We start from the raw sequence: 21,014 nt of genomic DNA, 5'->3' as shown, positions 1-21,014 counted from the left end.
CCCTTTTAATATTTATACGATAAGAAAACTTTCTAATGTTTTACCAGATTCAATCTCACGATTTAACCAGGATGGACGTTTACCACGACCGGCCCACACTTCTTTGTGGTTATTCGGGTTGCGATATTTAGGATCTGCTTTAACCACTGGCTTTTTATTTAATTTACGATTTTCGCCGTGCTCATTTAATTCAAGAATAGTTAAGCCTAATTCTTTTGCGATCTCAAACATTTTGAGATAACCGTCATCAAGTTTCTTATTCTCTACTACAACAATTTGGTTTTGTGCCTTTTTAATTAGGTCTTCTAACTGGTCTTTACTTAGGTTTTCAACTTCCATAACTAATCTCGAAAATTTGGATATATCAAATATACACCAGTGCGTTTTGTTTACAACCGCATACGGTACTTTTAATTGATTAAAATATTCGACTTATTCCATGGCTATTCTAATTTTTAAGCATAAGTTATTCCCACTTTAAATCCATTAATCTAAAAATACATTCAACCTGTTAGGTAAATTAATATGCACAAGTATCTCATGATGAATCTTGCGATTAACGGAACATCAGCACTACCAATTGGTATCCGTATTTGTGATTTTAATATCGGCTTATATGCCTCTAAGAAAATTTCAGAAGTGCCAGCTTTAATGGCATTGGTTAATTACACCCTGTTTAAGTATTCAAGCTATGAGAGTGAAGAACTTGAAGACATTGAAACCTTATTAGAAGAACATGATTTTAAAACTCGCTATGACTCTTGGGAAATCAGCGGTGATTCTTTTTACGTTTTAGGTTTTAAAGAAATTACAAAAGACGAGTTTGAATTATTGCAAAAACTTGACCTGTTGACCGTGGTAGACGAATACAACTACCACCATAAACTTTTGTCGAATCATGGTGAGCATAAGTTTGACGAATTTTTCAAAAACTTTAACGAGTCTAAAGAGCAAGAAATCTTGAAGCAGTTTAAAGACATTGCATTCAACCTAAAAAGTGATGCCCCTTTAAACTCGACATTTGCTCAAGACGTTATAGAGTTGCTGACTACCTACAAGTTTGGTACAGCTTTAGAACCTATCGACAGCACTCACAGCGATACAAGAAACCGTTTCTACTTTAGCCATACGCTTGAGGGTGACTTCGCATCTGGAGCTATTCAGGTCATTATTTCAAATTACAAAGAAACTGGCGTCAAAAACCCTTATTCAGTGATTGAGCCTTTAAATCTTGAAATTATGCTTGAAGATGAACAATGTTTTGATGATGAATATGCAAATCTCGTTGTTGAATGCGAGTATGTGTTTAATCTTATTAAGACCGACTTATACACCAACACTTTTGAATAAACCAAGCCTTTAAGAGAGAAATCTCTTAAAGTTGCGCTTAAAAACGTAAACGATGTTTTTTTAATTGATTAAAAAAGGTTTTGAATTTTTAGCGCTGCAATGGCGCTCGTCATTATTAATTCTTTCTGGATGCTTAAATAAGTATTTTTTAAAAAAACTTTATCCGTTCATATTCTTAATATAATGAAACCAAATCAAGCAAATAGCTTAAAACTTGGAGAAAGCTCATGAATTTAAACCCTAATTTTTGCCCGATCGATTTTAACGAAGTTTACGGCAGTACTGACAATTTACCTTTGTTCTTGGTTAAAGCGTCACGCCAGGATTCTAACGATGACGAGCATAGTGAGTATTTCTTCATTCGAGCACCTCATGAGCACCGTTTAGCTTTCTTCCTTGCTCACATGTTCAAATCACATGTAGATAATGCCCTTTTGACCTTGGAAAACTTGGCTGAAGAAAATTATCAAAATATCCCTGAATTGGAAGAGTTGATGTCTTCATATGGTGTGATTGATGGCGTTGGCGTGGATACACTTTTTGATTTCCGCGCTAAGGAACTCACACTTGATAAAGCGCTGGAGCTAGTCGAATTCATTGAAATTAACCCACTCAATACTGATATTGTGGGCTCACTATTCTTGGAGGCACTTTAATGAATAGTAGCTTTATCTTAATTAATGAAGCTATGGCGCCTATTCGTAAGAATACGGCGCTTTTGGAAACCCTGTTATCTATGATCAGTACTGCAGATCAAGACCACGGCGACCAAAGCCCAAGCTTTCACATTAATATCCATGCTGGCATTGAATTGCCTAATCATGAAATTGCATATACCACTTTAAAAGGTTTTGCAGAGCTGACCGAAGATCATAATCTTTGTATCTATATGAATCCTGAGCTGTCAGAAAATGGCTTTATGTTGCTATCCACTCAAAACGTGGTACCTGATTGCTATGACAATTCTATCTTTGTAGATCTGTCGAATCAGTTATGCAGTTTCTTCAATCAAGAAGTACAGCAGTTAAACGATCAAGCGCAAAAGGCGTTAAAGCTGTTGTTACAGCATAAAATCAATGGAACAGCGATTCGCACGTTCAACCCTGAACAATTGCAGATCTTACAGAAAATCGCTGCATTAGATAGCTTCATGCTCGATGACCAGCGCGATTGGTTTTACTTTTCCGAAGTGACCATTGATAACGCCTATAAAGACATGAAAAAAGGTTTAGAACTGTTGGTTCTCAACGAAGATATTAAGGATGCACTTAAACAGCTACTTGATGCAAACAACATGGAGTTTTGTGATTTACCAATACTCGTGGTTTTGTATCCCCTACTGGTTAAGTCTGAAGAAAATAACGAACTGGTACAGGCTTGCTTAAGTCATCTCATTGGCAACAACTTAATCAATGAGCCGTTTATTGCTGGTGTACAACTTGAAGCTGGTGCATTTAATAGCGAAATGAACACCTATACTTTATTGCCACACATGAAAGCAGTAAAAGAATTGCTGATAGATATTGAAGCAGATCTCACAAAAGTTTAACCGTTTTACTTGAGCTCATTGCTCAAAACCTTGGAGTTGTTATGGATACTATTGTTCGCGTTAAATCAGTTGGTGTTTTAGGTCTATCATCTAAAATCACGACATTTGTAATCGACATCGAGCTTGATGGCGGTAAATTAAAAATTGAAGATCAATTGCTTCATTTTAAGAATACTTTACGTACAAGCTATCGAGAATATGATGAAAGTTTAGCGATCGTAAACAATAAGGCTATACTTTCCAATTTAGACAATGCAGTAAAACCAAACGAATTGCATGCTTTAGTTGATGATTATATCGACTCAGTTTGGGTAACAGATGCCAATAAAAACACCACTCAACAGCGCCGTGCGTCACTTGGTATGCACAATCCAACGATAAAAGACAAAGGTGTTTTGAAAGAAGCCCTTTTAAGTGAAGTGAAGTTAGCCTACAAAAACTATATCAATCAGAACGTAGAAGCCTGATCAGATCGGAAGTATGTTGCGACCAGCATACTTCTTTTTTTTTGAACCTTAGCCTAGAATCATCCAATATCATCGCTTCATACCAAGAAAATCATGCCATATCTCATATATTTAATGTTCCTTGCGTTTGCAAGCGCCGTAATTTTAGTGAAAAAGGCTTATGGTCTTAACATCCAATTATTTGCAATGGGGATTGTCATCATCATTGGACAATTGGCAATTTTTTGTTTTATCAACGCAGCGATTAACATCAACAATGAAAAACAACATCGCAATACCGTCAAAACCTTGCACTATGGCGCTTCATTTTCATTAATTGTGGTCACTACACAGGTCTATTTATATAAGTATGTGTTGCACAAACAGGAATATTTGACCATGGCAATTTACTTTTTAGGAACGTGGTTTGCAATCACCCTTTTAGACTCAGTGTTTAAGTTGATCAAAGTTGGTATTTTTAATAGCAAGAAAGACAGTGCTGAAGTTGTGAACTCAACGCGTAAAGTGACGGTAATTACATTAGCGATCTGTATGTTTGGGTATTACTTATTTAGCAAATATGCATTAAACATTAACGTACTAAACTAGACATCTTGTAAGGAAAACCGCACCTAATACACAAGCGCAATAACCAGCAAAAAAGAACATCCTTTTAATTATTGCGCTAATCTTTTCCGTCACAGCACTGTTATAAACAAAAAACACAATCATAAACATTAAACCGATCGTGCAGGCGAATAAGGTAAAACCAATTAAATAAGTAAAAGCAAAGTCAAAGTTTAATACCACTGGAAAACCAATAGATACAGCCATTAAAGCTATTGTACTTGATGCATTCATATCTTAAAGCCCATCTAGCAACTGGCTTAATCGTAGCGATAAATAAGGTTTAAAACTGAAACTTTATGATTGAGATTGGTCAATGCACATTACCAAAATGTGCTTGGTATATACCAGAAAGCAAAGAACCAGACGCAAAACGCCTGGCTCTTTAAAATTGAAAGGTGAATAAAAAAACACAAAACACTTGAACGCATTTCTTATTCAAGGTCAGTTTAATTAGATTTTTTGCCCTTGTCTATGTAATGTAAAAGTGGACAGCATTAAAACAATCTATATTTTTTGAAAAAAGTTTTAAAAATGTACAGTGAAATATAATGAATGTATGAGCTCAATGCTTACCATTTGGAGAAATTATATGAACTTTGAAATCTTATCTAAAACAAAAGTTGTCGGTCTACAAGAAGATTCTCTCACCTCTTTTCAAAATTTTATGTTAGAAAATATTGCATGGGATAGCCAAGTCCGTGCTGATTATTACCAGTCAAATAAGAATACTGTACTGCTGGAGCTACCAGTACGTTTACGCCGTGACATTCAAATCGAAAACATCAACGGCGCTTTAGATGCACAAGTTAATTTTGAGCTGATCTACAAGCAAGACCAAGGCAAGTTGGTATCTTCATTGGTCGTTGATACGCAGTACTTGTTATGTATAGATGATCAGGATATTGATCTTTGGTCAATCGACAGCGAACTCAGTTTCTTACAAGAAGCTGACCGCAATCACCTTAAGAAGCTTATGCGTCATTGCGATGATCGTTTCCATGCGTGGATGCGCGAGATTAAGTCTTACTTCAATCGTTTGACAGTACAGCCGTTGCATCTTGATATGCAGATCAAAATACGCAAGATCGTAGGCTATACAGCGGTGCTACCTAAGACCTTTCCATAAGGTTTTAGGTGTCAGTATAAAAACAAATAGACCGCAATTAAGCGGTCTATTTGTTTTTGCCTAAAACGGCGTTAACAGATCTATGTAATATTTAGCCCTTAAAACTATTGGCAAGTATCTGAATAACGCTCAGCACTTCCAAAGAATGATTTACCCTGATTGTCCACGATGTCTACATACAGATCTGGTTTAACTGGAGCATTGGCGAATACAGAGCAATAAAACGGATGAATCTTTTCATTCACAAAGCGGTTTAAAGAGTCAGTTTCATCAGAAGAGTATTTATCTGCAGTTTTGCTAGACATCTGAACGTTCATATTAAAGTGTTTTGAATACTTCACTTTTTTAAGTACCGCACCAGTTTCAATCTGGTACGGTGTTTTAGTGTTAAGTAAACGCTCAACTTTACGTTTGTTTTCAGCAGTAGGAGAAAGCGCAACAGCAGATTTTAAGCTGTTTGTATTCAGGTTATTTAAAGAACTATTAGCTAAAACAGCGCACGACATAGACACTGAGATTATTGCAACTGCAGATAGTTTTAGTGTTTTGAATACGTTCATGTTTAACGACTTTCCTGTATATACTTAAATTATATACTTAATATACGATATTTGATTTTTTTGGAATTTTAATCTTATTTGATTTTGTTAATCGGTATATACCAATAAGATTGTTTATACGCAATTTAGCAAGAATCGCCCCCTTGTTTGGGTTTACAATTATTGTAATTTACAGATTGTTGATACAGGAAACCGATATGTCTGAAGAAGTAAAATACGAAGACCGTGTACGTGCTGCATACCGTTCTGCTCAAGGCAATGTAGCTCAAGAGTTCTCCCCTCACATTGTTAAAGCATGTGAAGCATCATCAAACGCACGTATGGAGCGCTTAGCAACTGGTCAAACAACATTTGACGAGGAAGAAGCTGCATTGATGAAGAAATGGAATGCACTTAAAAACAAAGCCTAATGATCGCGAATACAACCTAATCTAGCTTACAGCGGATTACCAAACCCAATCACTCATAAGTAGAACAATATGGACGATAAACTTGAGTTTTATTTAGATGCGAAAGACATCTTATCTCAACCTACCAGTTGCCAAGCGCAAGGCGACTATAAAAAGGCACTGGAAAAAGAAATCACGGAACATCGAATAGCGAAAATGGAAATTTCGCCGTTACGTGGCAATTACGATCTCGACCACCTCTCTAAAATCCATGAAAAAATCTTTGAGCATATTTACGATTGGGCTGGAGAAGTGCGTCTGGACGACATTTCTAAACGTGCGATCGACCCGAACGGTAATTATGAAATCGGTCATTTCCTAGATAAAAACCTGATCCCTGATGAACTGAATAAGTTCTCACAGGCGGTTAAAGAAAAAGACCACCTGAAAGGTTTGGACAAAGACCAGTTTGTGCAAGAGTTCACTCAGCTTTATGCCAAGTTAAATGAAGCTCACCCTTTTGAAGAGGGTAACGGTCGCGCTGCTAAACTGATGATGAACCAGCTGGCGAATGATGCTGGTTACACCATGGTATATAGCAAGGTCGCCGTATCAGATTGGAACTATGCGTTTAAACGTTCACTGACAGATCAAGAGCTTTATGTCGGTGAAAACTATGAAAACCTAGAACCGATGGAACAAGACCTCTCTTACCTTTTAAAAGTCATGGACAATATCATTGAACCATACGATCTAGTCCTGAAGCTTGAAAATACTGAAGAACAAGAGCAAGAACAGGAAAATGACCAGGATAAATCAAATGATGATGATTCACCGAGTTACGGATAATTAGATTAATCTGTATACGATAGCTTTTAATTGATTAAAAGATTCTTGAAAAAAGAATCTTTTTTTTGAGAAAAATTTATAATGAAGTGACTCAGATTAAAATAAAACCTTAGGAAAATATTGTCCGAAACTTGGAGATGAATAATGAATAACGCAGCACATCAATTTGCAAATAAAGTGGTCGCTCAATACCAATTTACAAACGGAAGTGATTCAAGTCTGAATCATTTAATTATCGGCAACAGCACCGCAGAAATTATCGACACCTTAATTTATATGCTTTTCTCAAGCCATGCTGAAACCTATGACGATGGCGTTGTTTGGTTTAAATCAGTGGACGCAATTAATGTTGAGAAGTCTTACATTACTTACAACAGTCGTGAAAACTGCATTTTTGCTTATTTTGTGTTTGATAAAAATCCATTAATGCTGAAAACAACCACATTGCATATTGATAATGTTTGTTACTTTGGATGTGAAAGCGACACCACCAATAAAACCATCGAATTTTTAGAAAAATTCAAAGTTCGTGTATCCCTTGCTAAAGAGTGCCACAAGTTCAAATTCAATACTGAGCATCATGAAACCTTGATGCATGAAACCATCAAAACCTTAAAAACTATCTATGAAGAACATAACGACATGGATGCCGAAAAGTTATCTCAACACCATGACACAACTCATTTAGTTAACACATTTCTTGCTTAACCGTACACCATACAATAAACAAAACCCGAAAAAGGATATAACAATGCTATTAGGCGCTTTAAAACAATCTCTAAGCTCAGTCATCGACATGAACCGCTACACCGCCCTTTGCTCACATGTGGAGGGTGAAAACTTGCCGTTATGCGCTCAATTTCGTGTACTTAAATATATCTTTGGTGTGCATGGTCTAAGCGCACTTAAAAATTACAAAGAAGTTGAACACATTGACGAAGCCTTTTTGAAAAAACACTTCCTACGCATGATGAACTATGACTTTGAAGCAGTCATATACCTTGCTATGGTCGGCATGCGCGAACTTATCTTAGAAGCTGATGCTTTTGACCATGACGGCGAACAAAACACCCAAAATGAGCTTAAACAAGCATTCCAATACGTTTCAGAAAATGACGTTCGTAATTTTGCTTATGTCACTCACATGGGCTATTCAGAAAAGTATTTCAACTGGAATATCATTCGCCACCAGTCTAAAGATGAAGCGGATAATCCCCTCACCTTTTGGTTATTTAAGAATGCAATGTATTCACTATTTTTCAACTTAGCCAATCGGGAATAATGCCCCAACTCATTAAGAGTATTTAAGTCCGAACTTAAGTACTCTTTTTTTTGCATTAGAAAAATAGACCGGTATATACGCTGTCTAAGCATGGCTTAAAACGTATACGATGATTTTAATTGATTAAAATATTTTAAATATCCTTTACGTGTTTTAGGTCGGTTAATTAATTCCAATAAAGTTATTCATTAGTATTTTTTAAATAAAATGACTCTATCGAAAGCAATTGCTTAAAACTTGGAGTCCTCTAATGCATCAACTAGATAAGCTAAATCATTTAAAAAATATCATCAAGCAAGTACCACATGAACGTTTTGATCTGGATTTATGGCGCACGATACCTGGTACCGACAATATGACTTTTGCTCAACTTATAAATAGTGATGCTAATTGTTGCGTTATAGGTTGGGCGACAGCTGATGAAACATTTAAAAGACTTAACTTCATGATGTTAGACGGCGTTCCCCTTTATGCACCATTCCGTGCGAATACTGGTGAGCCATTCACTTATGAAGAACTCAAAACAAATGTTGTTTATCGCGGTTCTGAAGCAGTACGTGAGTTTTTTGGACTCAATTATGAAGATGTCGATCATATTATTTTTGAGAGCAATTACGCTTTTGAAGACCCAATCAAAGACGAGATTATTGATCATATCAACCATGTTATTGATCGTGTAAACATCCGTCCACAAGACCTTGACCATTTGTTATCTAGCTCAATTGTTGCACTGGATAAAGAAGTCCGTGAGTTCACTTTAAATGATGATGAAGTCCGTGAAATATCTGTTGTGGTTGATTGCTTCAATAAGTTTTTCCCCGATGGTGCTTATCTTGAGTTTGTTGCTACGGTCAACGTACCAGGTGATTGTGATCCACTGGAATACATCGCCAGCAATTACAACATTAAAGAGCCATTAGCTTTCGTTCCTAAGCCGAATGAAGCATTAGAAGAATATCTGGAAACATACCCGATCGAACATCTCATGCATAACTGGCAAGAGGATTTCATTTCGCCGTATGACGAAATCATTAATCAACGTTTAACGCATATCGCATTGCAAAATTTAAATAGCGCAAAAGTAGTTCAATAAGGAAACCTACCCATGACAATTGAAAATCCGCAACTCGTCAGTGCCATCAACGAACTTGGCTTTTACTTGCCACAGCAAGTACAACAGATACCGAACACCACAGAAGCCGGTTTTCGTGTGTATGTGATCGATACAGCAAAACATACCAACATCGAGGCACTAATTAGTGCTATTGAGAATGTCAGTATCACTTCACAGCCCTTTTCTTTTCAAGATGATTACGACATGGGCGTGTTTTTTGAGGGATTTAGTTTCTTCTTGCCTATGCTCATTACACAAGACAGTGATGCACCTTTACCACTGTTCTTAATTCAACTGGATTTGTAAGTCCAACAGCGGTACGTGCGCCAGTATGTACCGCTACCCCTTTTGGCACACCGCCTAAAACTTGGAGCAGATATGAACAAAGCAACGACCGTTGAGCGTTTAGAAAAGCTGATTGAGCTAGTGATCGAGGTCATTCCTGATGAAAGCTTTGATTTCGACATTTGGCGTGATTATGACGCAAGCCATACAGAACAACACACCGATTTCTTTTCAGGTTTCACCACTGAAGAATTGTTAGATAAAAATATTGTAGGATGCCTGATTGGTTGGGCTACGTCTGTCGAGTATTTCCAAAATCTAGGTTTCAATTTTCATGGTTCTGTTGGGCCAATCTTCATGTATGAAAAAATACTCAGCAATGAAGAGCTAAAAGATGCGCCTGTTGTCACTGTACCAGTCGTTTACCAGTGGAAAGCAGTACGTGAGTTTTTTGGCATCACTCAGGAAGATGCTTTGGTGATGTTTAGCTATGACAATTACGACCAGGCCAAAATTGATAAGGACACAATGATTCGATTTATTGAACGCATCATCCAAAAATATAAGTAACCACCGAAACGGCGCAATGCCGTTTTGCTAGGCGTTATAACCGCTTACGATGGATTTTATTTGATTAAAATATCTCGATATTTTTAAATTTTGAGAAAAGTTTTCCCCTGGTACACCCCTCTATACTTAATCCATAGCAAGCAAGGCACAAAGCCTTAAATCTGGAGTAAGTCGAATGAATACAGCGCATAAGTACGATGATCAAGTCATCATCCCCACAATAGCCGGGCAACTGGAGTTGCTGTCTGGTACCGATCTAAACAAAGAACTGGCTGAGCATGTTTTTCATGAAGCACCAGACATCGATCTAAGTATCTATGACATTTTTATTGTCTGCTTAAGTGGCGGTAAGGATTCGATTGCAGCGTATTTACGCTTACTGGATGCTGGAGTAGATAAAAGCAAAATTGAGCTTTGGCACCACAAAATTGATGAAGAAAACCAGCCGTTCATGGATTGGGTGTTCATGGAAAACTATACCAAAGCATTCGCTCAGGCATTCGACACACCATTGTACTTCAGTTGGCTCGAGGGCGGTTTCCTTGGCGAAATGCTCAAAGAAAACAGCTACTCAAAACCCCACTTCGTAGAAACACCAGAGGGCTTAATTAAGCTTGAACGCGATAACAACCGCAGTAAACCAGGCACACGCTTGAAGTTCCCACAACAAGCAGCCAGCCTCATGACGCGCTGGTGTTCTTCAGCGTTAAAGATCGATGTCGGACGCAGAGCATTGAACAACCAAGAACGTTTTGACGGCAAGAACATTTGTTTTATCACTGGTGAACGCCGTGAAGAGTCACCAAACCGCAGTAAGTACAACCAGCTAGAACCGCACCCATGCGACCGTAGAAGCGGTAAGAAAGCAAGACGCGTTGACTGGTGGAAGAACGTGCTTCACTTCACTGAAGAGCAAGTATGGGCGTTACTGGAGAAGTACAAGGTTACGCCACCAGTGCCATATCGCTTAGGTTGGGGCCGTAGCTCATGCATGACCTGTATCTTCAACAGTCCTAAAATCTGGTCAACCATCAGCACCTACTACCCTGAACGCGCTCAGCTGATCGCTGGTTATGAACAAAAGTTTGACTGTACGATCAGTCGCTCAAAGATCGATGTCGTCAGTCTGAGCAATCGCATTGAGCCATTCGACATTCAGGATATGGAAGCACTGGTACAGTCCAAAATTGAAAGTTATTACCTACCAGTGTTCACGGATAACTGGACGGTTCCACCAGGCGCATTCAACAAGGAGGGTTGTGGATCGCTGTAAATTAGGGTGCCATTTGGCACCTTTTTAGGATGAAAACCGCAAGCGATGTTTTTTAATTGATTAAAAATGGTTTGGAATAATTTTGTTTTTGAATAAGTTTTTGACACCACCTGTCAGCATAAAATGATTTTAAACCAATCAATATGAGATGATGTTTATGACAACTTTAAACGAAACAATGCAAAAGTTCTGTAAAGCTAAGGCAATGATGACCTATTTAATGTCTGATGATCCTATCATTGATGAATCTGTCAGCCGTTACGAAAATTGGGCATTGGCTTATGACCTTTTGGTGAGTATTGGACATCTGGATCTAGAACAAGTTGAGCAGATCTGGAATGAAAAAACCCATACCAATTTTACGCTTTGGGGTGTAGTTGGTGAATGCTCAATAGAAGAAATTGTATCGTATGTGACAGAAGAATATGACGCTCAAGCTGTCACACTGGCGCAGATTAATGAATTACAAGACGGTAAAACACTGGCAGAAATCTAAAATCAACCTAAGGAATGAGTTATTAATTAAGTATTAATAGCTCATTTTTTATTGTCTGAAACTATACAACTACCACCTTGAATCATTTTCACAGGCATCGCCATCGCCGTCACCATCCATCATGGTATCTGGGCAGTTTTTCACAAACCAATCAGCTTCTTCTTTAGATCGCATTTGAGAGCAATGCTTACGACCATCGCATTTATAGGCTACTGGCTTTTGATATATAGCATTTGTAGTTTGATTATCTTTATATAGATATTTCTTTAATTGAATGCTACCTGGATATGCCACCCCAATAGCTATGCTAATAAAAATTATCCATAGATATATTGGCAATGGTTTTTGCTTGTCTTGCGTTTGTTCATGGTCGGAATAGTAAACATGGATTGCCCTATTTTTATTTTCTTTTTTAACTACCTCGAAATAAACCTCTCGACCTGGTATTGGCTGTTCACCTTTCTGAAAATCCTTAATATGGAAAAATACATCACCAAAATTACTCGTGGATATAAAACCAAAACCACGCTCAATATTATAATTTTTAATTGTTCCTGTTAGTACCACCTAAAACCTCAAATATATATTAAAAGCTATATTAATTATAATTATTAAACCTGAATAAATACTATCTTTTTTTTAAAAAAAAGTTTTAAGGTTTATGGATTTATTATAATTAAAACATCAAAAGCAATTGCTTAAAACTTGGAGTAGCTATTATGAATAATTTTTTCGCTGGTGCTGAAGTCATCACTGTTTTTTCTTTACAAGACGCTTTAGAAGAGGGCGTGATTCTTTGCCTTAGCGATAAAGAAGAACATGCCAAAGATTGCAAACAGTTCTATAAGTTCCCTGTTTATATTACAAGCAACTTGTATAACAAGCACCTGACAGCTGCAAAAGCAATTTTTCCGAATGGTACGGAAGCTGATGCTGAAAAAATCAATGATTTAATGGGATATACCATCTTTGATATGTTGAACATGAGCGTTCGTGGTTCAGTTGCACTTAATGACCAAAGCGTTAAGTTTAAATATGCTCTACAAGATACACCGCATACCTTTTCTGACACCTTAATCACCAATATTGCTACGGTTGGGCCTGGCGTGAATGGTGAGCCTATCATTACTTTTATGATGCCTGAAGACCAATAAACACAACACCTAGCATTGACCAACCAATGCTAGGTTTTTTGAGATCCGAACGTTCATTGAGAGGTATTAAAAATGCAAATGGCTACTATGAAAATTGACAACCTTGACCTATTCGGCTTTGCAAATATGCAAGCAATAGAACAACAAAGAGAAAAAAACGAATTAAAACGTATAGAAACGATGAAGCTTGTCCGTTGTGACTGGTTTATCGCCGTGACATCTACTGGAGAGCTGTTTAAGTACAGTGAAAAAGTACCAGCTAAATATAAGGCGTTTAAAGGCATTAAATTATTCAAGTGCTGGAATGAAGCTACCGCGGATCTCGTGTTAAATGCCGTAAAAGGCGCAATCAAGGGTGATCATTACGAAATACCAGACGTTAAAAAAAGCAAAAAGTTTGCTGTTAATAGCTGGGTAAGAAACATTGATCTAAAGTTTCTACATTTGCCAGTCGGTCAACTCACCAACCTGTACAGGGAACATCAAGAGCGTTTAAGACTGAAGCGTGAAAAAGCCAGACTTAAAGAAAATGAAAACACGTATGACGTAGAACCGCACTAATCACACCCACCAGGAATAAGCACCCATAGCTTATTCCTTTCATAAGATGATGGCCGTAAACGGTGTTTTTAATTGATTAAAAATAACTTGAAATCATGAGCCTATCAGCCGAAATACTTTTACTGAAAAGTTATACAGGCCACATGCACCGATATAATGAATACATCAAAGCTCATTGCTTAAAACTTGGAGATACGACAATGCAACTACAAAAATTTAATACTGGTACTGCTAATGTGCGCCACTTGCTACAAAGCTTCACCCAAGCGTATGACGGTTTACCAAGTTGCGTCATCAATGTGATTGGCTTAGCAACCAAAGCAGATCCGCAGTTTATTTTTAACATTGAACTGGATGTCGTTTTATTTCACCAACATAAGTCACAAGCCTACTGCATTGAAGTCAATGCACCGTTACAGGTTCAAGCCATCGCAGACGCTCACGAATCATTTAGATTCAGTCCTGATGATTCTCATGCATTGATTGAGGGCGAAGTCATGGATGTGGCGATAAATTTACAACACCAAGCCATTAATGACATGATTCAATATGATTTGCTGTCAGATGCAGAACTGGAAAAGTTCAATACATGGAATAAAGGTTTCGCCAGTGCATTACTGACTGAATGTTTTGAAGATGTCGCAGATTTTAATGCGCTGCATAGCTCACATTTTATGGCGAACACTGTTTATTTAAGACTGATTGAGTACTTTAAAAACAACCTGTCATAAGAAACCATTAAACAAATAGAGGGAGATCCAATAAAGGTCTACCCTCTTTTTTTATGCCATTAGATTTAATGACGTATACGATGTTTTTTAATTGATTAAAAAAATATTGAAATTTTTCATTGCCAGTTCCATAAGTAATTTGAGAAAAGTTTTTAAGGGATATTTCACAGATATAATTAATTCATACCTAAGCAATTGCTTAAAACTTGGAGTTGAAGATATGAAAAGCGTACTTGATTTTTTTACAAACCGTTCTAAAACATTAAACATTATTGTGAATCCTGAATTAAATACAGGTCATTCCCTTGCTGATTTTTCGTATAACGAAGAATTGCATCAAGACCTTAATGTATTAACGGTTATTCCGCGTGATCATTACGGAAACTTTCTATCTTTAACCCTTGATGATTGGGGCGTGATTACTTCAAAAGTTCAATTCCCTGAACATCTTGATTTTAATCAATTACTCAGCATTTTTTGGGAAACACAACCCATTTTAGTTGTTACTGACATCGCACGTTCAGAAGTGCATGACAGCGACTTTTTTCAACAAAGCTTGGTCAAGCAAGTCAATCTTGCATATAGCCGAGATATTGCCAGTGAATATGCACCAGAAGATGTTCACTACATCTCTCAATCTTTTGATTTAGATAAGCTGATGCGTTGCGGTGTATATCTGCAAGGTCATTGCTATTCAGCTCATGATTTCGTCATTAACAACCATAACCTATTTGAAAAAGACAGCTTGATTGTGCCTGTTTTTAACATCCACTCGACACAAAAAGAACTGCAACAATTTTTAGTATTTGATCTGCAAGGTAAGTTTTTGGATTGCGTTGTTGGCACTGAAGTTTTGTACTAAGGAATATTGATCATGTCTAAAAAATACTTATTGATTGAATTGAGCTACGAAGCACCAAACAACACCAGTGCTGATGCTGTTTTGCACAATGTCTATATTGATATTAATCACCCTGAAAATCTGGCGATGTTTAGCGAGTCTTGCAAGAATCGCCATGAAATTAATGAAAACCTACCCATTTGCCAGTTAATCACTTCATGGGTTCGATTACTAGGGATCTTCACCATTCTGGACAATACAGATCAGGACAAAGAAACCCCTGTTCTCATTCAACTTGCTGACGGCGGTACTTTATCTATCGATGGTTGGGAAATTCTCGACCAAGAAACCAAAGATAGACGCTTGGCGTTAATGGACATTGAGCCAGATGAAGAACAAGACGTAGACGACCCTATTTTGTTCGCTCATGAGCATTCAGACTCAATCACACTCACCAAAGTCGAAAAGCCAGTAGCAGAAAGTGTATATGTCGCTACGCGTAACTCTTACAGCAACAACTTTGATTTAGTTCTTGAATGTATCTTGAATCCTGAAAAATATTACAGCCTATATCAAGGCTCATATGATGGCACTCATGTTCAAGTGATCCTGAATGACTTGGCACTACTACCATCATGTAAGACACATAAATCAGAAATTGGCGACTATGTAACATGCAATGTACTGGAGCTGTTCAAAGGCTCAATAGATGCGTATGGCGCAGAAAGTGAATTTATTGATTCATTCGTGCAACTCGACATTACACCGTACTTAGATAGCACACTGAAAATGGACTACACCGAATTGCAGTTTAGCTACCAGAGCAACGATCTCATTGCATTTTTTGGGAATGATCCATGTTCTTAACATGGATCTCTATAGAATAGGAGAAAATACAATGTCTGATCATATCTATAATTACATCATCGGCAGAATCGACAAAAGCCGTAAAATTATGGTTCTGGTGAACTACGAATCAAGATCCAATCTGGTGACTCAAGCACAGTTAATGAAAGTCCAATTCCCGAACCTCAATACCTTGAGAATGTTCCTGAATGACTTTGAGCCAACGGAAAAACATGTTATCCATTACTCGAAATACAGTAAAGAAATGCCATCAGGTGCAGATGGATATTTCCTATTTTCAGAACATGACCAACAATGGAATATTTTTGATCCAAAAGTTATAAATCGGTTTGTTCACATACACCAAGAAGCACCAGAGTTCGATAACTACCAAGATTATATCTGTTCTTGTGAAGTCAAAAACTCACCTACACTTAAAGCAAAACATAAAAAACAAGCATTTGTGCAGAAGATGATCTTCACTTCATTGGGTTTTGAGCGTTATTGCCATCATTGCAATGGCTATGAACCACTGGATCGCTTTTATTATCATTCTGATACCAAAACCTATGAAGCAGTTTGCAAGCCTTGTTATGTTCCTCATTACAAGCCTTACAAAATGAAAAAACGTATGACCAGTACGGTTGAAGAATATATTTATAGGACTTACGCACTGTTATTTATAGACTCTCTGTGGTAGCAGATGATTTTTATCGAGAATAAAGTCATCAATGAAGTTTTTGATCATTGGTCTAAATAACTTCTTCTGCCAACGATATACATTTTCAAAGATCCGCTCAAACTGGTTCTTTTGTATCTCAACATAGGCCATCAAGGCTGAAAAAATATGATTCGAAATCAGTTTAGATCGTCTTACTTGAAACTTTTCAATATGACAAACCTGTTTAATCACTCGGTGATATTGCTCTATTTTCCAATGACTTGAATGTAATTCATGAAAATCCTCAAAGGACAATAAATCATCTTCATCTTGATGCACAATATAAAACCTCTGCTGTTCTTTTAACTGAGTCTTAAATAATTGTACAAAGCCAAAATCTTTGAGCCAGACCACTTGACCCTGATGGAAATTTGGCAATAAACGCAGTTGAAACCATTGTCCTTTTTCTGGGGAAACCTTACGGTTACAGTCGATACCAAACATAAATCGAATACCATGTTTTCTTATGGTTTTTAGATTTCCAGTCGATGAATACCAACTATCACCTGTAATAAATTGAATCTTTGCACCCCAACTGAGTACTTCACTTAACATATCCATAAAGTAATCATTCTTGGTTTTACCTTCAGATTTGTCATAAATTCGGAAATTAATTGGAATATTTTGACCATTTTGATCTGTCGCATACAAGGTAATGAGATTAATACCCTTGACGGATCGGTGGTGTTTGCCTGACCAAAAATAGCTAACTAAGTCCATATGCTGACTATATGGTTTATCTAAAACAGTATCATCAATACTGACTATAAGTTTATTATTATCAATATGTTGAATTGCTTCTTGATATAGGTCGTGAGGTGTGTAGTCTTCACGTTCTAGAAAGCGATTTACACTATCATGCGAGATGTTATAAGTCTCGGCAAGTTGTGTGCAGCTAATAGAGTTCGGTTCTGTCATGAGAAAGCCCATATAAATGGGTAGAGTACAAGTTGCTGTAGAAGCATTTTTAATTCGTCTGATCACAGATACTTTATAAAGTATTTTAATACTTTTTTGAATCCGTCAATGCGTAAGTCCTAATTTAATCATTAACTAGAACTCAAAAAGATGGGCGAATTCAAACATGAGGTGCGACAGTTTCAAAAGCCATATGATAATCAACAAGCTGAGCAAATTTCTCTAATGGTGTAAGCCAATCTAACGCCTTTCTAGGACGAGTATTCAGTGACATGGCAACTTGATTTAAATAATGCTGATCTGCCTGATTTAAATCAATCCCTTTAGGTAAATATTGCCTAATTAAACCATTCATATTTTCGCATGTGCCTTTTTGCCAGGGTGAATGTGGGTCACAGAAATATACATCTATGCCTAAATCTTCTTCGAGTATTTTATGTTCTGACATCTCACGTCCACGGTCATAGGTCAACGTTTTACGCAGTTCTGCAGGTAAATATTTCAGAGCTTCAGTTAAAGCCTTGCGCACTGATTCTGCCTTTGCATCAGGTAATGTTGCCAAGATACAGAGCCGTGTATTTCGTTCAATAAGTGTTGCTATCGAACTTTTATTGTCTTTACCTTTAATTAAATCAGCTTCCCAATGACCCGGTATTTTTCTTTCTTGAACTTCGGCTGGGCGCTCATGAATAGTTTTAATATCCTGTAATATAGAATCTTTTTTAGGTTCACCGTTAGCTTTTCGCTTTTTATTTTCATGACGTAGACAGGATAATAAGTCTTTTTTCAACTCACCCTTGGGTAATGCTCGTATCGTTGAATAAATCGTTGTATGGCTTACATTCATTGTTTGATCCAAATCAGGAAATGTCTTTAAACGCTTTGCTATTTGCTGAGGAGACCATAAACAACGGATCGCTTCAACAATAAATTTCCAGAGGATTGAATCGATTTTGAGTTTTCTGTGACCACGTCTACGTCTAGCAAAAGTGTTATCAGAAGCATATTGAGCTTGATAAACGTCATTGATGCTATTTCTTTTAAGCTCACGATAGATCGTACTAGGATGTCTTTTAATAAGTTCAGCAAATTTTCTGGCTGAAAAGCCTTCTTTTCTTGACTCAAGCATTAATGCAGTACGATCTTCAAAGTTAAGATGATGGTATGACAATTTTATATACTCCATAAACCCTTTAAATTAATTAGGTGGTTTATGTCGCACTTCAAGTTTTACTCTGCCAAGTATTTTTAGATAATGCTTGGAATCAATTCAATTCATCAAGTTTTAAAAAATAATTCCTTTTGTCAGGTCTATCATTTTTTAAATGCTTTAAAAATATTTTCGCAGTTTCCTCCGATGCATCCTCTCTTAGGCAACGTTCAACAAAGGATATATCTACAAATTCATCTGCTAACCCAGCACGACCAAGATCTAAAAAATAAATTTCATTGAATTTATCTATAAAAATATTACTATCCGTGATATCGCCATGAGAAAAAACCAATCTTTCTTCAACACGAGTCTCGGTTAACTCATTCCATAGACTTAGGTAAGTTTTATGGTCTCCCCATAATTCAGTGTCAAAATCATCTTGATCTATATCGTCAAGGAGTTGGTTATCAATAAAAAATTTTGACTCTTTTAACCGATGATCAATGTTTGAAATAAATGGACAATCAATAATAGCAATTGAATTTAACAGATTGAGTGCCTCCTTATAGATAGCAAGCAATTCTTGGTCTGTTAAAAAAAGCGCTGAAATTGGTTTTGCATTGATCGCTTTAGTGATCATGAATTCAAACTGCTCATCCTGAAAAGTCATGATGAGTTCAGGCACCTTTAATTTCTCAGAGAGCCAACTCAACATTTTCGCTTCACGAGAGACACTGTATGTGGTCTCTGTATATAAAGTGCTAGATCGCTTAAGAAAAAAAGTTTCATTATTTCGATTAAAAGAATAAACATCCGATGGCGACTGACCAATTTTATTTGGCTCTAAAACGCTGTTTCCGATAAATTGTTGAATAATATTGGGCAATTCCATCAAGTTTTCCTTTTATTCAGCATTAAAAACCCCGCAAATGCGAGGCCTAGTAAATAGATGATCTTAATTTGGTTCACTGTAGCAAAAATATGGGGCGAATTCAAACATGAGGTGCGACAGTTTCAAAAGCCATATGATAATCAACAAGCTGAGCAAATTTCTCTAATGGTGTAAGCCAATCTAACGCCTTTCTAGGACGAGTATTCAGTGACATGGCAACTTGATTTAAATAATGCTGATCTGCCTGATTTAAATCAATCCCTTTAGGTAAATATTGCCTAATTAAACCATTCATATTTTCGCATGTGCCTTTTTGCCAGGGTGAATGTGGGTCACAGAAATATACATCTATGCCTAAATCTTCTTCGAGTATTTTATGTTCTGACATCTCACGTCCACGGTCATAGGTCAACGTTTTACGCAGTTCTGCAGGTAAATATTTCAGAGCTTCAGTTAAAGCCTTGCGCACTGATTCTGCCTTTGCATCAGGTAATGTTGCCAAGATACAGAGCCGTGTATTTCGTTCAATAAGTGTTGCTATCGAACTTTTATTGTCTTTACCTTTAATTAAATCAGCTTCCCAATGACCCGGTATTTTTCTTTCTTGAACTTCGGCTGGGCGCTCATGAATAGTTTTAATATCCTGTAATATAGAATCTTTTTTAGGTTCACCGTTAGCTTTTCGCTTTTTATTTTCATGACGTAGACAGGATAATAAGTCTTTTTTCAACTCACCCTTGGGTAATGCTCGTATCGTTGAATAAATCGTTGTATGGCTTACATTCATTGTTTGATCCAAATCAGGAAATGTCTTTAAACGCTTTGCTATTTGCTGAGGAGACCATAAACAACGGATCGCTTCAACAATAAATTTCCAGAGGATTGAATCGATTTTGAGTTTTCTGTGACCACGTCTACGTCTAGCAAAAGTGTTATCAGAAGCATATTGAGCTTGATAAACGTCATTGATGCTATTTCTTTTAAGCTCACGATAGATCGTACTAGGATGTCTTTTAATAAGTTCAGCAAATTTTCTGGCTGAAAAGCCTTCTTTTCTTGACTCAAGCATTAATGCAGTACGATCTTCAAAGTTAAGATGATGGTATGACAATTTTATATACTCCATAAACCCTTTAAATTAATTAGGTGGTTTATGTCGCACTTCAAGTTTTACTCTGCCATGGCAACTATTAATTATTGCCATCTTTTTTTGATATAGATCTATGTAATCAGGTTATTTTAATATGTGAGCCTTATTTTATTTAATTAAATATAAAT

At 36.9% G+C, this 21,014-nt stretch carries 29 protein-coding genes; 21 read left to right on the top strand and 8 right to left on the bottom strand.

The window, feature by feature from the left end:
* Nucleotides 1-12: 12 nt before the first annotated feature.
* Nucleotides 13-339, bottom strand: coding sequence for an H-NS family nucleoid-associated regulatory protein (locus MZO21_RS14325; protein ID WP_024160744.1), 327 nt, complete (start codon nucleotides 337-339; stop codon nucleotides 13-15).
* Nucleotides 340-525: 186 nt separating this feature from the next.
* Between MZO21_RS14325 and MZO21_RS14320 the strand changes: the two genes are divergently transcribed.
* From MZO21_RS14320 to MZO21_RS14300, 5 genes are all read left to right on the top strand, one after another.
* The gene (locus MZO21_RS14320) at nucleotides 526-1,350 is read left to right on the top strand and encodes a hypothetical protein (RefSeq protein ID WP_248103430.1); all 825 of its coding nucleotides are present in this window, start codon (nucleotides 526-528) and stop codon (nucleotides 1,348-1,350) included.
* A 227-nt stretch (nucleotides 1,351-1,577) separates the two neighbouring features.
* Complete coding sequence (locus MZO21_RS14315) at nucleotides 1,578-2,006, top strand: hypothetical protein (protein ID WP_024160746.1); 429 nt, start codon at nucleotides 1,578-1,580, stop codon at nucleotides 2,004-2,006.
* A complete protein-coding gene (locus MZO21_RS14310; protein ID WP_166138531.1) occupies nucleotides 2,006-2,899 on the top strand; it encodes a hypothetical protein in 894 nt (297 codons plus the stop codon). Before MZO21_RS14315 ends, MZO21_RS14310 begins: the two co-directional genes overlap by 1 nt.
* A gap of 41 nt (nucleotides 2,900-2,940) precedes the next feature.
* On the top strand, nucleotides 2,941-3,366 hold the full coding sequence (locus MZO21_RS14305) for a hypothetical protein (protein ID WP_166138533.1): 426 nt from the start codon (nucleotides 2,941-2,943) through the stop codon (nucleotides 3,364-3,366).
* Nucleotides 3,367-3,459: 93 nt separating this feature from the next.
* Nucleotides 3,460-3,954 (top strand): hypothetical protein, encoded by a 495-nt coding sequence (locus MZO21_RS14300; RefSeq protein ID WP_248103432.1) that lies wholly within the window; start codon nucleotides 3,460-3,462, stop codon nucleotides 3,952-3,954.
* On the opposite strand, the gene MZO21_RS14295 is transcribed toward MZO21_RS14300, so the two are convergent.
* Nucleotides 3,946-4,206: a hypothetical protein gene (locus tag MZO21_RS14295; RefSeq protein ID WP_035272626.1), complete on the bottom strand. Its 261-nt coding sequence runs from the start codon at nucleotides 4,204-4,206 to the stop codon at nucleotides 3,946-3,948. The two genes, MZO21_RS14300 and MZO21_RS14295, sit on opposite strands and share 9 nt — an antisense overlap.
* A 358-nt stretch (nucleotides 4,207-4,564) precedes the next feature.
* Between MZO21_RS14295 and MZO21_RS14290 the strand changes: the two genes are divergently transcribed.
* Nucleotides 4,565-5,101 (top strand): hypothetical protein, encoded by a 537-nt coding sequence (locus MZO21_RS14290; protein ID WP_005028527.1) that lies wholly within the window; start codon nucleotides 4,565-4,567, stop codon nucleotides 5,099-5,101.
* Nucleotides 5,102-5,205: 104 nt separating this feature from the next.
* On the opposite strand, the gene MZO21_RS14285 is transcribed toward MZO21_RS14290, so the two are convergent.
* On the bottom strand, nucleotides 5,206-5,661 hold the full coding sequence (locus MZO21_RS14285; protein ID WP_005006073.1) for a hypothetical protein: 456 nt from the start codon (nucleotides 5,659-5,661) through the stop codon (nucleotides 5,206-5,208).
* Nucleotides 5,662-5,858: 197 nt separating this feature from the next.
* Between MZO21_RS14285 and MZO21_RS14280 the strand changes: the two genes are divergently transcribed.
* From MZO21_RS14280 to MZO21_RS14240, 9 genes are all read left to right on the top strand, one after another.
* Nucleotides 5,859-6,071, top strand: coding sequence for a hypothetical protein (locus MZO21_RS14280; RefSeq protein WP_005006071.1), 213 nt, complete (start codon nucleotides 5,859-5,861; stop codon nucleotides 6,069-6,071).
* 69 nt (nucleotides 6,072-6,140) lie between these two features.
* The gene (locus MZO21_RS14275) at nucleotides 6,141-6,899 is read left to right on the top strand and encodes a Fic/DOC family protein (protein WP_005006069.1); all 759 of its coding nucleotides are present in this window, start codon (nucleotides 6,141-6,143) and stop codon (nucleotides 6,897-6,899) included.
* 144 nt (nucleotides 6,900-7,043) lie between these two features.
* Nucleotides 7,044-7,607 carry a hypothetical protein gene (locus MZO21_RS14270; RefSeq protein ID WP_005006063.1) on the top strand — a complete coding sequence of 188 codons (564 nt, stop codon included), beginning with the start codon at nucleotides 7,044-7,046 and terminating at the stop codon, nucleotides 7,605-7,607.
* A gap of 43 nt (nucleotides 7,608-7,650) precedes the next feature.
* Nucleotides 7,651-8,181, top strand: a complete 531-nt coding sequence (locus MZO21_RS14265; RefSeq protein WP_005006061.1) for a hypothetical protein — start codon at nucleotides 7,651-7,653, stop codon at nucleotides 8,179-8,181.
* Between the two features lie 250 nt (nucleotides 8,182-8,431).
* On the top strand, nucleotides 8,432-9,274 hold the full coding sequence (locus tag MZO21_RS14260; protein ID WP_033917490.1) for a hypothetical protein: 843 nt from the start codon (nucleotides 8,432-8,434) through the stop codon (nucleotides 9,272-9,274).
* A gap of 12 nt (nucleotides 9,275-9,286) precedes the next feature.
* On the top strand, nucleotides 9,287-9,601 hold the full coding sequence (locus tag MZO21_RS14255) for a hypothetical protein (protein WP_024160757.1): 315 nt from the start codon (nucleotides 9,287-9,289) through the stop codon (nucleotides 9,599-9,601).
* Nucleotides 9,602-9,673: 72 nt separating this feature from the next.
* On the top strand, nucleotides 9,674-10,150 hold the full coding sequence (locus MZO21_RS14250) for a hypothetical protein (protein WP_005006052.1): 477 nt from the start codon (nucleotides 9,674-9,676) through the stop codon (nucleotides 10,148-10,150).
* Between the two features lie 175 nt (nucleotides 10,151-10,325).
* A complete protein-coding gene (locus MZO21_RS14245; RefSeq protein ID WP_005028536.1) occupies nucleotides 10,326-11,423 on the top strand; it encodes a phosphohydrolase in 1,098 nt (365 codons plus the stop codon).
* 157 nt (nucleotides 11,424-11,580) lie between these two features.
* Complete coding sequence (locus MZO21_RS14240) at nucleotides 11,581-11,919, top strand: hypothetical protein (RefSeq protein ID WP_005006049.1); 339 nt, start codon at nucleotides 11,581-11,583, stop codon at nucleotides 11,917-11,919.
* A 69-nt stretch (nucleotides 11,920-11,988) separates the two neighbouring features.
* On the opposite strand, the gene MZO21_RS14235 is transcribed toward MZO21_RS14240, so the two are convergent.
* Nucleotides 11,989-12,486 (bottom strand): cold shock domain-containing protein, encoded by a 498-nt coding sequence (locus MZO21_RS14235; protein WP_087554211.1) that lies wholly within the window; start codon nucleotides 12,484-12,486, stop codon nucleotides 11,989-11,991.
* A 152-nt stretch (nucleotides 12,487-12,638) separates the two neighbouring features.
* On the opposite strand from MZO21_RS14235, the gene MZO21_RS14230 reads away from it, so the two are divergent.
* The 6 genes from MZO21_RS14230 to MZO21_RS14205 all read left to right on the top strand — a co-directional run bounded on the left by MZO21_RS14230 (nucleotide 12,639) and on the right by MZO21_RS14205 (nucleotide 16,752).
* Nucleotides 12,639-13,073, top strand: coding sequence for a DUF6573 family protein (locus tag MZO21_RS14230; RefSeq protein WP_005006045.1), 435 nt, complete (start codon nucleotides 12,639-12,641; stop codon nucleotides 13,071-13,073).
* Nucleotides 13,074-13,145: 72 nt separating this feature from the next.
* Nucleotides 13,146-13,634, top strand: coding sequence for a hypothetical protein (locus MZO21_RS14225; protein ID WP_005006043.1), 489 nt, complete (start codon nucleotides 13,146-13,148; stop codon nucleotides 13,632-13,634).
* 143 nt (nucleotides 13,635-13,777) lie between these two features.
* The gene (locus MZO21_RS14220; protein ID WP_248103434.1) at nucleotides 13,778-14,365 is read left to right on the top strand and encodes a hypothetical protein; all 588 of its coding nucleotides are present in this window, start codon (nucleotides 13,778-13,780) and stop codon (nucleotides 14,363-14,365) included.
* A 220-nt stretch (nucleotides 14,366-14,585) separates the two neighbouring features.
* Complete coding sequence (locus MZO21_RS14215; protein WP_033917500.1) at nucleotides 14,586-15,227, top strand: hypothetical protein; 642 nt, start codon at nucleotides 14,586-14,588, stop codon at nucleotides 15,225-15,227.
* Between the two features lie 12 nt (nucleotides 15,228-15,239).
* On the top strand, nucleotides 15,240-16,073 hold the full coding sequence (locus tag MZO21_RS14210) for a hypothetical protein (RefSeq protein WP_024160764.1): 834 nt from the start codon (nucleotides 15,240-15,242) through the stop codon (nucleotides 16,071-16,073).
* Between the two features lie 31 nt (nucleotides 16,074-16,104).
* Nucleotides 16,105-16,752 carry a hypothetical protein gene (locus MZO21_RS14205; RefSeq protein ID WP_248103436.1) on the top strand — a complete coding sequence of 216 codons (648 nt, stop codon included), beginning with the start codon at nucleotides 16,105-16,107 and terminating at the stop codon, nucleotides 16,750-16,752.
* Here MZO21_RS14205 and MZO21_RS14200 read toward each other — a convergent pair.
* The 4 genes from MZO21_RS14200 to MZO21_RS14185 form a co-directional block, all read right to left on the bottom strand.
* Nucleotides 16,729-17,757 (bottom strand): IS701 family transposase, encoded by a 1,029-nt coding sequence (locus tag MZO21_RS14200; protein WP_248129693.1) that lies wholly within the window; start codon nucleotides 17,755-17,757, stop codon nucleotides 16,729-16,731. The two genes, MZO21_RS14205 and MZO21_RS14200, sit on opposite strands and share 24 nt — an antisense overlap.
* A 94-nt stretch (nucleotides 17,758-17,851) precedes the next feature.
* Nucleotides 17,852-18,877: an IS30-like element ISAba125 family transposase gene (locus MZO21_RS14195; RefSeq protein WP_001988464.1), complete on the bottom strand. Its 1,026-nt coding sequence runs from the start codon at nucleotides 18,875-18,877 to the stop codon at nucleotides 17,852-17,854.
* 79 nt (nucleotides 18,878-18,956) lie between these two features.
* Nucleotides 18,957-19,736, bottom strand: a complete 780-nt coding sequence (locus tag MZO21_RS14190; RefSeq protein ID WP_000422636.1) for an aminoglycoside O-phosphotransferase APH(3')-VIa — start codon at nucleotides 19,734-19,736, stop codon at nucleotides 18,957-18,959.
* 100 nt (nucleotides 19,737-19,836) lie between these two features.
* On the bottom strand, nucleotides 19,837-20,862 hold the full coding sequence (locus MZO21_RS14185; RefSeq protein WP_001988464.1) for an IS30-like element ISAba125 family transposase: 1,026 nt from the start codon (nucleotides 20,860-20,862) through the stop codon (nucleotides 19,837-19,839).
* Between the last annotated feature and the right edge of the window lie 152 nt (nucleotides 20,863-21,014).

Origin of the sequence: Acinetobacter portensis (assembly GCF_023158935.1) — a bacterium.
Lineage (GTDB): Bacteria > Pseudomonadota > Gammaproteobacteria > Pseudomonadales > Moraxellaceae > Acinetobacter > Acinetobacter faecalis.
The sequence above is the reverse complement of the archived record's forward strand: the minus strand, read 5'-3'. Positions and strand labels throughout refer to the sequence as shown.